The 11,814-nt window shown below is 62.1% G+C and carries 10 protein-coding genes; 3 read left to right on the plus strand and 7 right to left on the minus strand.

From position 1 onward, the window contains the following. Positions 1-311: 311 nt before the first annotated feature. The 4 genes from ACW177_RS02815 to ACW177_RS02830 form a co-directional block, all read right to left on the minus strand. Entirely contained in the window at positions 312-1,328 is a 1,017-nt protein-coding gene (locus tag ACW177_RS02815; protein WP_492027149.1) for a hypothetical protein, read from the minus strand. 2 nt (positions 1,329-1,330) lie between these two features. After that, positions 1,331-3,040, minus strand: a complete 1,710-nt coding sequence (locus ACW177_RS02820; protein WP_492027150.1) for a type I restriction-modification system subunit M — start codon at positions 3,038-3,040, stop codon at positions 1,331-1,333. A 222-nt stretch (positions 3,041-3,262) separates the two neighbouring features. Continuing rightward, positions 3,263-3,802, minus strand: coding sequence for a DUF6998 domain-containing protein (locus ACW177_RS02825; RefSeq protein ID WP_492027151.1), 540 nt, complete (start codon positions 3,800-3,802; stop codon positions 3,263-3,265). Positions 3,803-3,875: 73 nt separating this feature from the next. Next, positions 3,876-4,253 carry a hypothetical protein gene (locus tag ACW177_RS02830; RefSeq protein WP_492027152.1) on the minus strand — a complete coding sequence of 126 codons (378 nt, stop codon included), beginning with the start codon at positions 4,251-4,253 and terminating at the stop codon, positions 3,876-3,878. Positions 4,254-4,391: 138 nt separating this feature from the next. On the opposite strand from ACW177_RS02830, the gene ACW177_RS02835 reads away from it, so the two are divergent. Next, positions 4,392-5,183 (plus strand): SDR family oxidoreductase, encoded by a 792-nt coding sequence (locus ACW177_RS02835; RefSeq protein ID WP_492027153.1) that lies wholly within the window; start codon positions 4,392-4,394, stop codon positions 5,181-5,183. Here ACW177_RS02835 and ACW177_RS02840 read toward each other — a convergent pair. Further along, positions 5,180-6,238 (minus strand): DUF2332 domain-containing protein, encoded by a 1,059-nt coding sequence (locus tag ACW177_RS02840; RefSeq protein ID WP_492027154.1) that lies wholly within the window; start codon positions 6,236-6,238, stop codon positions 5,180-5,182. The genes ACW177_RS02835 and ACW177_RS02840 overlap by 4 nt on opposite strands. A 580-nt stretch (positions 6,239-6,818) precedes the next feature. On the opposite strand from ACW177_RS02840, the gene ACW177_RS02845 reads away from it, so the two are divergent. Beyond that, a complete protein-coding gene (locus tag ACW177_RS02845; protein WP_492027155.1) occupies positions 6,819-8,312 on the plus strand; it encodes an OprO/OprP family phosphate-selective porin in 1,494 nt (497 codons plus the stop codon). Positions 8,313-8,554: 242 nt separating this feature from the next. Beyond that, on the plus strand, positions 8,555-10,249 hold the full coding sequence (locus ACW177_RS02850; RefSeq protein WP_492027156.1) for a methyl-accepting chemotaxis protein: 1,695 nt from the start codon (positions 8,555-8,557) through the stop codon (positions 10,247-10,249). A 7-nt stretch (positions 10,250-10,256) separates the two neighbouring features. Here the strand turns inward: ACW177_RS02850 and ACW177_RS02855 are convergent, their stop codons facing one another. Both ACW177_RS02855 and ACW177_RS02860 read right to left on the minus strand, forming a co-directional pair. Continuing rightward, a complete protein-coding gene (locus tag ACW177_RS02855) occupies positions 10,257-10,928 on the minus strand; it encodes an HAD-IA family hydrolase (protein WP_492027157.1) in 672 nt (223 codons plus the stop codon). A 39-nt stretch (positions 10,929-10,967) separates the two neighbouring features. Further along, positions 10,968-11,771: a tetratricopeptide repeat protein gene (locus tag ACW177_RS02860; RefSeq protein WP_492027158.1), complete on the minus strand. Its 804-nt coding sequence runs from the start codon at positions 11,769-11,771 to the stop codon at positions 10,968-10,970. Positions 11,772-11,814 lie beyond the last annotated feature (43 nt).

Raw genomic sequence — 11,814 nt, forward strand, 5'->3', positions numbered from 1 at the left:
TCATAACCCCGGCTCACAAGCGCCGTCAAGATAACTTATGAGCCGTGGCGCATAACTTACAACTTGTGAGCCGCGCGCGGCGATGGAATGCTCTGCGCCATCGCGAGCGGTGTCGATGGCAGGGATTGCGACGGTACCCCCGGCAAGGGGTAGCGGGGGAGCCCGACCCTCATAAGATCGGAGGGCTCCCCTCGGATAACTAAGTCGATTTTCGACCCGATACCGCTACCCACAACCGATGCGCCTAAGGCCAAAAAAAATCGGTGGCGGTGCTGCTAGTTTGCGACAACCTAACCGCCGATCCGGCGCCCCTATTCGGTTTCGGCAGCATCCCCAACTTCTGGTTGCAACCCTTCAGCGCCAGCTACGAAAAAGTGATGCGCTTCGGAGGCTCCAAGGTACGTTTGGAGCTTCGTCCTGGCCGATGCCAAGGTCTGATAATAGTCACGGAAAGAAGCTGATACTCGTGTGGCGGTCTCCGCGTCCGGTGGAACGGGGATTTCGATTTCATAGAAGCGCTTGCCAACATCCTCCCGGTTGGTCTGCATGAAAATCACGCGCTTCCATTGGTCTCTGACAATCTTCAAAGTCATCGCCCATAGGAGATAAAATGGGTCGAACGGCGCATCGGCCCCAGGTCGAATGACGATGATTTCCTTAGTCATTAAGACATGCTCTTGCCCGGGCATGAGCAAGCAGAAATCGCCGATATTTTTCGATGTGCGCTCCGGGCATACGAGATCAAACGCTTGCAGGCCGGATGACTTGCCCCCCCAGAACCGCTCGGCAACCGAGCGGGGAACACGGTTTGTCGGATTAATATTCATGAGGCCAGCTCGCAGGTCAGACACCTTGATGTAAGGCACCTCGCCAATTCGCTGCTCTTGGGATGGTGAGCCATGTCCACCGCGAATAAGGATTTTTCCCTCCTCGAGCAGTTCACCTAGGGTTGCTGAAGTGAAGCCGGCAAACTCTGGCCCGTTCATCGCTGAAGTGAAGTGAGAGTGAAATCGTCGATCATAATATGCCGGTACAGCGCAGCGGAGATCCACGGCTTCACTAGGAACGAAGGTAAGGGTCTCAGGCAGCGCCACATTTCCCGCAGGTGGTACGGTTTGAAGCGCCGACAGAGCTTCCATGTCCTCAAGGAGCTGATCGTTAATCGCGTCGACATACTCGCCGGTTTCATGGTCGAGCACTTGAAGACGTTTTGCCGTGTTCGGGTCCACCTTCTTGAGAAGACGTCCGCCCTTGCTCAGTCCGCATGTCGGAGCTGTCGAAACCATAACGTAGTCGTCTGAAAACCACTTCGGCTTGTGAATAGCCACGCTCAATCCTCGCCCTTTGTGAGGTCGGTAGAGGCTTCATCGCTGACTGCAGAAGGCCCGTATCCAACTTTCTCGAAAATATAAAAGTTCGTTTTAGCCCGACAAAATTCTTCAAAAGCTTCCATTGGAATGTTGATCATTCCTCGGAGTTTGAAGCGACCATCTAGCCATCCTGGTAGCCATCTATACTTGTGGCTAAATAGGTAAGTTTCCGGCAGGACAATTCCTGCGCGACCGCCGACCTGCAATAGTCTGTGGGCCAGTTCAAGATACACAAGGCCAATTTCGAGGTCGGCATACTTGCCGGGTTTCATGGCGGCGTGCATGGAGATCGTATACCCAGCGGCCCTACAGTCCGACGCCTTGATTTTGAGATCTTCGCCGAACGGCGGGTTAGTGATTACTACGGTGAACTGCTCTGCAACGTGAGGGCTCTCCTTAGCTCCAAGTTCATCTCGTAGCTTCGTGTAACTGTTCGGCCATTCGTTAACCCGGATAGCGTCGCCTAGAAGCACATGGGTCGAGCCATCTCGCATCGCCACCATCATTGCTCGCGTCAGCTTTACCCCGATGTCATCCTTGTCGATGCCATATAGGTTGTCGTTAGACCACTTAATCAGGTTCCAGGCTTCGGAAGGATCTGGAAACTCTCGATCGGCAACTTGTCGCAACGCTTCAACGACGAAGCCTCCTGTGCCGCAGGCAGGGTCGATGACCTTGTCTGACGAGGATATCTCCATCGCCATCACGGCGGGCCTAATGATGCGTAATGGTGTGAGGTATTGCCCTTCGCCGCTCTTAAGCGCTGACGTGCGGAAAGTCTGGAAGGCCTTTGCTAGAAGATCGACTTGGTCCCCCAAGATCCGATAAGGCCAAAGCTCTGCGACGATTGCATAAATAGTCTTGTCACTGAGCAGAAGCTCGTCTCGGTCATGAGGGAGGAAAATCCTAGTCCGCTGTCTTGCGAAGTACGCCTTAAACAGATCTCGGACACGATCAGCCGTGAGGCGCACCTTGTCTGTCTCGGATCCGTAAAGTCGGAAGTCGACGGGCTCATCTCGGTTCGCCGAGCGACTGGCCACCGCGTCGCTTTCCAGCTTCACGAGCATAACGTGCAGAACCTCGCGCATTTGATCTTCGCGACGGTTCACGAGCGTGTCTTGCGTAACCACGGTGGCAATGATGCGCCGCAACGCGGAGGTTAGGATTGCCTCCGAAGGTTCACTCAAGCTGTTCCAGGTGGGGGGCTTGTCGGGTGCTTGGCTGAAGTCATCAGATGGCTGAGGCAGGGGCGCGCCGGATACGTCGATCCAGTCCGCAGAGTGCCGCTTATAGACGGCGAGGGTCTGAGTACCATTGGTCCAGAACCCCATCTTCGCCATAGGCTCACTGCTAAGATAACGCTTCAATTGGGCGCTACCCGCGTTAATATCTGGCGCTTTAAATTCGAAAATTACTTGTAGAGCGTGAGGCTCGCCACTTGTGTCAGCGAAGGCGACAAGATCGGCGCTGCCGCAAGTGTCGTACTTTTGTCCACGCTCTCGCTTAGTAAGATCATGAGGGGTCTTTGGAACCTGCCATTCTGGTTTCCACTGCAGTTGCCCTTCACGCCATCCAAGCTCGATTAGCTTTTTAAGCGTAGATTGTCGCACTCCCTCCTCAGGCTTTAGTCGCTGGTCAGGGCTTTTGCTTTGTGAAGGCGTGGGGGGCATGTTGGGCATTCCTTTTTTTTGATCCCATACCTCCAGCCAGAAAAAAGAGCAGCTCCTTTTTTAACAATATCGATCACCCTCCCCGTGGGGACTTGGCTAGGGACGCTTCGGGCTGCTACACAAGAGACCCACACGCGGGAGCTCGAGCTCACTATAAGTGTTTGAGTTTATAGAGATGGTAGGGCCTCCCCTCGGCTCCACCAGGCGTTATCAAACAATCGCTTAGGCCGCCCCAAGCAGCGCTGCTACGCGTGGTTCTGCATCGGGCTCAATGAAGCGGGTTGCCAACGGCAGGCGGTCTGTGGCGAGTACGCGCTCGTTAACCCTGCGAATGGCGGTTAGACTGATCTGACGTTGCCCTACCCAGGTCGGAGGCAAAAGGGCTGTGACCATTGCTTCCGGACCATTGAATTCGATCACGCCTTCGCCTCGGTCAAAATCTAGGCTGAAGAACAGAAGGTGGGCCGCCGTAGTTTCCACTTTACGGAAAGCCGGGCCGCGGCCTGTTCCCGTTGCTTTGACCTGAACGGTCTTATCTCCCACCACGCCGTCTATGCCTGGTCCGCAGGGGCGGCCCAGTTTCAAGCCGAACAGCTCGACAGCGACTGCTTCGCCCAGGTCACCTACAAGATTGCCGTCAAATGTGAATGGAAGGCTGGCGTAGCCGTAGTGATCCCGAAGTGCGTTGCGAGCTTGAACCAGCGGCTGGATTGCCGCAGGCAGGCGAAACTTCTGCGGTGATTTTTCTGCGATAATCGTCATGCTCGATTCAAGACTTCGCCCGACCTATTTCATCGTCGACATCAAGGCGTAGAGAACGGCTGCTTCTCGCTCCCTACTTCAACACCGCGTACCCGCGCTCGACCATCCGCCGCAGGGCCTCGTAGGCTTCGGCGAGTTCGTCGAAGGCGGTGCGGGCGGCGGTCAGGCGGGCGACCTGGTCGGGGGTGACGGGTGAGCCGGAGTGGGCCAGGCGCAGGGCCTCGGCGGCCCATTTGGCGCGGGCGCTGGCGGTCAGGACGGCCAGTTTCTGCAAGGAGGCGGCGTCCAGCCCGGTCAGTGTGTGGCCGATCAGCTCCTTGTTGGCGATATAGGCGGCGTAGTCGATCTGCTCCAGCTGGCCGCGCAGACGGCGCTGCTCGTGCGGATCGGTGTCTTGCGGCTCGAAATGGTCGCTGTGGCGACGCACGCTCGAGGTCATCTTGGTCGACATGGGCCGGCCCTCCAAGGCCGATCCAGACGGCTGCTGGCGGCCATATGAAGAGGATGGTGCGCCGCTTCGGTTAACGTCGCGTTGCGCTGACGCAGGGGAAGCCCGATATCCGCGCTTCGAATGACGCAAGGAGGCGACATGGACCTGAAACTCGCACAAAAGCGCGCCCTGATTTGCGGCGGCTCATCCGGTTTGGGACGCGCTGTGGCGACCGCATTGGTGGCGGAAGGCGTCCACGTGGCCCTGTTGTCGCGCGATGCGGTGAAGCTTCAGGCCGTGGCGGACGAACTGAACGCCACAGGACCGGGGCGCGCGGTCGTGGTCGCGGCGGACCTGGCCGATCATGAGGCGCTGCTGAAGGCCGTCGATCTGGCGGAGGAATTGCTGGGCGGACATATCGAGATCCTGTTGAACAACACCGGCGGGCCGCCGCCGTCGGGCGTGTCGGGCCTGGAGCCCTCGGTCTGGCGCGATCATTTCGAGTCCATGGTGCTGTCGGTCTTTCGCCTGACCGATCGGGTCTTGCCGCGGATGCGGGCCGCCGGCTGGGGCCGGATATTGAACGTCGCCTCGACGACCGTGGTCGAGCCGTCGGCGGCCCTGGGGGTGTCCAACACCTTGCGGGCGTCGGTGGCCGCCTGGGCCAAGACCCTGGCCAACGAGGTCGGACCAGACGGGGTGACGGTCAACACCCTGCTGCCGGGTCGGATCGACACCCCGCGCATCGAACGCCTGGATCAGGCGACGGCCGAGCGCACCGGCGTCACGCCGCAGGAGGCCCGCGCGGAGTCGGTAAAGTCCATCCCCGTCGGCCGGATCGGCACGACCGAGGAGTTCGGCGCGACCGCCGCCTTCCTGGCCAGCCCGCTCGCCGCCTATGTCACCGGATCGCTGATCCGGCTGGACGGCGGGGCGATCAAGGCGATTTAAGCGGCGAAGGGGGCGGCCTCGGGCGTTTGCCAGTCGATCGCGTCGCCATAAGGATGGCATTTCGCCAGAACCCTGGTCTCGCCCTGAGGCCAGGAGGTCAGGCGCAACTCCACCTCGCTGCGGTCAGGCGTCCATTCAAAACTGATCCAGACCAGCGGGCGGTCGGGCGTCGCCCGGTCGCCGGCTGCAGCCAGTATCGCCGTGAGGTCGGCGCGATGGCGCTGGTCGAGATATTGCAGGAACATGGTGTGGACCACGGCCCGGCAACGGCCCGCCGGCTGCGGTTCGGCCAAGCGACGCGCCAGCCACGCCGGCGCGTCCCCCAGATCGACCTGGGGCGGATGGGCGCGCGCAATCTCGAGCGCCTTTTCCAGGCGGTCGAGGCGGGCGGGCTGGTCGGCCCAGGCGAAGGCCAGCAGGCGTTCTCGATCCTGTGGGTTTGATGCGTCGAGAGGGTGCAGGTCCACACCGCGCGCCGTGGCGATCGAGACGGGGACCATCGGCGGAGGCGCGCCCCGCCATCTGGGCTCGATCCGAACGGTGGAGGTGCGATCCCCCGCCTCCGTTCCGCCCAGGCGATAGGCGTAGTGCGCGAGGTTGAGGTTCAGGCCGCAGCTCGACCCCAATTCCAAAAGCTCGAACGGCATGCCCCACCGTCGCGCCGACGCCATGAGAGCCGCCATGGTCGCGCCGGCGCGTGCGACTTCATTCGTCTGGGTCGGGTGACGAAGCCATTCGGCGATGAAGGCGTCCTGTTCAGACATCGCGGTGGCGACGGCGCCGTCGAAGTCATTGTGCTCTCCGCGATAAAGCTGCGCGAGCCGCTGCGGGGTTCCGCGCCGCGCGAGGGCATGGAGCGCGCCGTTGACCCGCAAGGCGAGCGCCGCCGCCGCCGGATCGCCCGGCCAATTGCGGATCAAGGCGGCGCTGACCGGCGCGCACGGCAACTGGTGGACGACGGCCTCTAATACGGAGGCGATGAAAGTCGATCCCATGGCGCGACACCTGCCGGCGGTGAGTTCGAAGTCCCGCGTGCCGTCGGTCTTGGAGGCCATGTCGGTAAGCCTTCGGGCCTCCTGGACTTCAGACGAGTCCTTCGCGGGCGGCTGTTGTTGCGTAGTAATCATTCAATATTCGCCGACACCGCTGGCCTGAGATCAGGGGTGAAAATGGTGGTTCGTGACGTGAATGATGATGGTGGCGCTTCCGCAATCATATCCAAATCGCCTCACGCTGATCTTATGAAACCCGATGTCAGGCGACTGTCTTATAATGAAATGGCAGATATTTTCAGGAAGTTAAAATCAATAGACGAGCAAATCAGAATTTATCGATGTAAGTAGATATACGAATCTTCGATTAGAAAATATTTAACCTAAAAATTGCCAGATGAGGCAAGATTCTGTGAAATATAAGGGTATTTACGTAAGTAGTTATACGTTTATCTGTCGTCTTTGTGTCGCGCGGTGCGTGGGTTGCGCGTTCTGGCGAGGGCTCTTGGAGCGGGAAGATGGTTTGGCTGGACGAGGTGTATCCAGCAAATGATCAAGTAGTGGTGATGTATAGCGTCTTGGGTATCTACTTCAATAAATAATGTCCTGCGAGTAGTGGGGCGGAATATGGGAATGTTTTGAAATGAAGTTGACGCTTCTTGCAGGCACGGCGGTTTCCGCTATTCTTTTCGCCAGCCCTAGTTTTGCGCAGTCGGACTCTGTTGATCAGGCTGAACTCGCTGCTCTGGTCCGCGCGCAGGCCGGTGAAATCGCGGCGCTTCGCGCTCGGCTTGATGCGATTGAAGCCGCCAAGCCCGTTGGAACGGCCGCATCCCAACCTGCGCCGGCGGCTCGAACAGCTGCTGTCCCCCGCTTGGCGAACGCAAACGACGACAGTGCGACAGAGCTGTATGCGACCAATATCGTGGCGCCTGGTCCGGCGGAACAGGACGTCGCTCAAGCGCGCGCAGAAGCCATCAACGCCGCAGGCGTGACGACCGAGTGGAAGGGCGGACTGCCCACCTTCCGGTCGCCCGACGGCAAATACATGTTCAAGATGCGCGGCCGCATCATCGCCCACACCAGCTCGACCTTCGGGTCAGACTATGATGCGCGCAATATCACGACGACCGGCATGCGCGCGCTGCGGATCGGGATCGAAGGCGCGGCAGGGCCCAACTTCTTCTACCAGTTCGAGAATGACTTCGCCGACAACGTCTCCGACGTCGGAACCGCCTTTGTCGGATGGCGCGATACGGTCGGCGATATCTCGTACGATGTTCGCTTCGGCAATATGTTCAACGACCGCAGCTTTGAGGGCTCCAGCGGCTCGGACGCGCCGCCTTTCCTGGAGCGGAACGTTGTCGCCACCGCGATCATCCCGCAACGCGGCTTCTACGGCATTTCGCTGATGCCGCGTGTGTTCTGGGGCAGCGGGCACGCCTCGCTGACCCTCAGCGGCGACTATATCGACAACCGGCAGGTCGTTTCCGACAGTCAGACTCTTATGGGCCGCGTTCACTGGAATCCGGTCAAGACCGCACGATCCACGCTACATCTCGGGGCTTGGGGCTTTGACGAGCAACTGGCCGAGGGGGCCGGTTCCTTGACGCGCAACACGTCAATCGGCGGCCGCTTCAACGGTGCTCTGCGCGTATCGTCAGGAACGCTGACCGGCGGCACCGGCACGCGGGGCTATGGCGCCGAAGCAGGCGGCTATATGGGGCCTGTGTGGGTGATGGGCGAGATCGGCAAACGTAATGCAGAGCTGGACGCCGGACGGCCGGATTTCGTCAGCGAGGCATGGAGCCTGTCGAGCGGCTACTTCTTGACCGGGGAACTGCCGCCCTACAACGCCCGCCTGGGCACCTTCGCGCAGCCGCGGGTTCTGCGGCCTGTGCTGGACGGCGGTCCTGGCGCAATCGAGTTGCTGGCTCGTTATGAGAACATCGACTACTCCGGCGTCCCGACCGCGGGCGAGGGGTGGGCGGCCACGGCGGGGGTCAACTGGTACCTGGACAACGTCATTCGCCTCCAGCTCAACCTGATCCACTGGAACGCCGAAAATCGCTCTGGCGCCTATCCGACCGAGGATAGCGGTCAAACGGTCAGCGCCGGCGTCGGAGTCACCTTCTAGTACAGGGCAGCCCCTCGTCGCGGCGGAAGCTGTGATGAGGTGTATTGTCGATGTTATGTGGTGTGTCGTGTTCAAAATAAGAGCGATTTGTTAAGTCAATTGTCGGAAGAATGCCGATGGATTGAATTTATGTGGAGCAGGCTATGATCAATGCGATGAACATTCCGCGAAAGCTGAGTTTTTCATTTGTGGCGATCTGCGTTTCGGCTGCGGTTATAATGATGATTTTCTTCGCTACCATCATGGCGATCAGGTCATCGACCGAAAGCAATAACCTTGCGCAATCCATACATTCGCAAAGTCTGGCTCTGGAAACCGCCATCCTGCGCCAGAACAGCCAGCTTCGTGGATTTCTCGTCACTGGAGACGAGACCTATCTCAAGTCCTACTACGAAGGCCGTGACGAATACGACAGCGTTTCGGCTGAGTTGAAGACCACGCTCACCGATCCGGCGTTGCTGGAGCAGCTTGAAAAATCGCGCGTCGCCACCCTTGCCTGGCGCAAGGACTGGGGCGACCGGATGATTGGCATTGTTCGGGAAGGGCGTCGCGAAGAGGCCCAGCAGATGGTCCGCGACGCCGGCAAGAAGGTTCTAGTCAGTGCGGCGGTCTTGCCGTTGCGCGAAATCCGCGATGATCAGGTCAGGCGGATCGAGGAGAACGGCGCACGACAGAATGGCGCCATCATCACCGCCATGACGGCTCTGGTGATCGGCGGCCTGGCGCTCATCGGCATCGCCGTCGGTCTGTCGGTGATGTTGAGCCGCATGATCGCGCGCCCCATCACCACCCTGACTGCGGCCATGGCCCAGCTTGCGCGCGGAAACAACGAGATCGCCGTGGACGCGGATCGCGCCGACGAGGTGGGCGACATGGCGCGCGCTGTCTTGGTCTTCCGCGACACGGCCCTGGCCAAGGCCGAAGCGGACCAGGCGAAGGCTGTGGCCGATCGCGCCAAGGCGGAGGCCGACGAGGCTCGCGCCGGCGCTGACGCGGCGGCGCGCGAAGTCGTGCAGAACCTCTCGACCGCGCTGGAGCAACTGGCGCAGGGCGATCTGACGTCGCCGATCCAGAAGCGGTTCCCGGCGGACTACGAGAAGCTTCGCAGCGACTACAATACGGCGCTGAAGAGCCTTAAGGATCTGATCGCCGACATCTCCAGCGGCGTGAACAGCCTGGGTGAAGGCGCCCACGACGTCAGCGCCGCCGCCGACCAGATGGCCCAGCGCACTGAGCAACAGGCCGCCAGTCTGGAAGAGACCGCCGCCGCCCTGAACGAGATCACGGTCACGGTCCGCGCCACATCCGCCGGCGCTGGCAAGATCAAACAGGCCGTCGATTCCGCCCATACGGATGTCGAGCGCAGCGGCCAGACCATGACGGAAGCCGTGACGGCCATGGGCCTGATCGAAGCCTCGTCGCGCGAGATGGAGTTGATCATCGGCACCATCGACGAGATCGCCTTCCAGACCAATCTGCTGGCGCTCAACGCCGGGGTGGAGGCTGCGCGGGCGGGCGAGTCCGGTCGTGGCTTCGCCGTCGTCGCCCAGGAAGTGCGCGCCCTGGCCCAAAGGTCGGCGGACGCCGCCAAACAGATCAAGGGCTTGATCTCCAGCTCGAACGAGCAGGTCTCGCTGGGCGCCCGCCTCGTCAACCAGACGGGCGCGGCCCTGGGCAAGGTCGTCGATCAGGTCCGCGAGATCTCGGGCCTGGTGTCGGAAATCGCCAGCGCCACCGTCGAACAGGCCAGCGGCCTGGACGAGGTCAACACCGCCGTGACCCAGATGGATCGCTTCACCCAGCAGAACGCCGCTATGGTGGAAGAGAGCACGGCCGCCAGCCACTCCATCCGCGCCGAGACCGACCGGTTGAGGAGCAAGGTGTCCGTGTTCAAGGCTGTGCCCGACGACGAGTCTTACGTATCGGCGGCGGCGTAACGCCCGCTCAGTCGGCCTGGGCCGCGAAGCCCAGCCGACCGTCGTCTTCGATCTCCAGTCGCGTCTGGCCGTAGTCGGCCAGCAGAGGATGTGCGGTCTCCAGCGGGTGGGTCCAGGCGGCGGTGACGACCACGACGTCGGCGCCGGCCGCCTCGCCGGCCTTGATCCCCGCCTCTGCGTCCTCGAACACCAGACAGTCGGCGATGTCGAAGCCCAGGGTCTGGGCCGCCAGCAGATATCCCGCCGGGTCCGGCTTGCCCTTCTCCACCCGTTCGGCGGTGATCATCAGTTCCGGCGGGGTCACGCCGGCGGCTGCGAGACGCGCGCGGGCCAGGGGCACGGTGGCCGAGGTGACCACGGCCCAGCGGTCGGGCGGAAGCCGTTTGACGAAGTCGATGGCGCCGGGAATGGGCGCCACCCCGTCCACATCCTCGATCTCGCCGCGCTCGACCCAGGCGACCTCGGCCGCCAGGTCGATGTCGGGCAGGTTCTGGCGGCGGATGGTGTCGGCCGCGCGGACGCCGTGGATGGTGGGGATGAAGGTCGCGACGTCCAGGCCGTGACGCTGGGCCCAGCGGGTCCAGACGCGCTCGGCGGCGGCGGTCGAGGTGATCAGGGTGCCGTCCATGTCGAACAGGAAGGCCTGATAGGTCTTGGTCGCGTGGGGGGAGGAAGCCATGCCCTATCCAGCACGGGGGGCGAACCGGCGCAAACCCCGTCAGCCGCCCTGGAGCGAATCCCAGGTGCGGGCCGTGTCCGACGTCGCTGTACCCGGCGTCGCTCCCGCTGGTGCGCCGCGCGTCCTCAGCCACTCGAGGTTCCGCTCGGCCTGTTCCGGCGGCAGTTCGCGGCGCAGGATCTGTTCGGCCTCGCCCATCTTGCCTTGCAGGCCCAGGGTCATGGCCAGGGTCTGACGGACCTTGGCCGAGGCGGTCGGCTGGGCGGCGGCGCGGCGCAGCAGGGCTTCGGCGCCGGGGGCGTCGCCACGGGTCAGGGCGGCGGTCGCGGCATTGGTCAGGACGTCGGGATTGTCGGGCGAGAGGGCAAGAGCCTGGCTCCAGGCGGCCTGGGCGTCGTCGAAGCGGCGGACCTGTTCATAGGCCACGCCCAGCAGCGAATAGGCCCGCCAGTCGCGTGGCGCCTGGTCGCGCGCCTTCTCCAGCGGCGCGACGCCATAGAAGGCCTGGCCCCGGGCGATATGGGCGCGGCCCAGCTCCAGCAGGGCGTCCAGATTGGCGGGCTGGACGGTCAGCGTCGCCTGGGCGGCCTCGGCCGCCTGGTCGTAGCGGCCCAGCTCGCGCAGGGCCTGGGCCAGCTTGACCCCGGCGACGGGGTCGGCCGGATTGGCTTGCTGCTCGCTGGCCCAGAAGACCGAGCGCGACAGGGCGTCCATCCGCTCATAGGCGGCGCGGGCCTCGGCTGACGCGGGGGCGCGGACGGGCGCCGGATCGGCCGCGAAGGACGGACCCGCAGACAGGCCCAGCAGGGCGGCGGTTGCGAGAAGGGCGGGCATGGGCGACATGGGTGGAGTCCTGACGGTCCTCGGTCGGCTCCAGAGTCGCCGG

The organism is Brevundimonas sp. AVps23W, from assembly GCF_058681395.1.

What these genes read in the sequence shown, in the direction of transcription:
- ACW177_RS02830 (WP_492027152.1), bottom strand. Translation starts at nt 4,253, where the DNA reads ATGTCGACCAAGATGACCTCGAGCGTGCGTCGCCACAGCGACCATTTC.
- ACW177_RS02845 (WP_492027155.1), top strand. Translation starts at nt 6,819, where the DNA reads ATGAAGTTGACGCTTCTTGCAGGCACGGCGGTTTCCGCTATTCTTTTC.
- ACW177_RS02855 (WP_492027157.1), bottom strand. Translation starts at nt 10,928, where the DNA reads ATGGCTTCCTCCCCCCACGCGACCAAGACCTATCAGGCCTTCCTGTTC.
- ACW177_RS02850 (WP_492027156.1), top strand. Translation starts at nt 8,555, where the DNA reads ATGGCGATCAGGTCATCGACCGAAAGCAATAACCTTGCGCAATCCATA.
- ACW177_RS02825 (WP_492027151.1), bottom strand. Translation starts at nt 3,802, where the DNA reads ATGACGATTATCGCAGAAAAATCACCGCAGAAGTTTCGCCTGCCTGCG.
- ACW177_RS02840 (WP_492027154.1), bottom strand. Translation starts at nt 6,238, where the DNA reads ATGGCCTCCAAGACCGACGGCACGCGGGACTTCGAACTCACCGCCGGC.
- ACW177_RS02835 (WP_492027153.1), top strand. Translation starts at nt 4,392, where the DNA reads ATGGACCTGAAACTCGCACAAAAGCGCGCCCTGATTTGCGGCGGCTCA.
- ACW177_RS02860 (WP_492027158.1), bottom strand. Translation starts at nt 11,771, where the DNA reads ATGTCGCCCATGCCCGCCCTTCTCGCAACCGCCGCCCTGCTGGGCCTG.
- ACW177_RS02820 (WP_492027150.1), bottom strand. Translation starts at nt 3,040, where the DNA reads ATGCCCCCCACGCCTTCACAAAGCAAAAGCCCTGACCAGCGACTAAAG.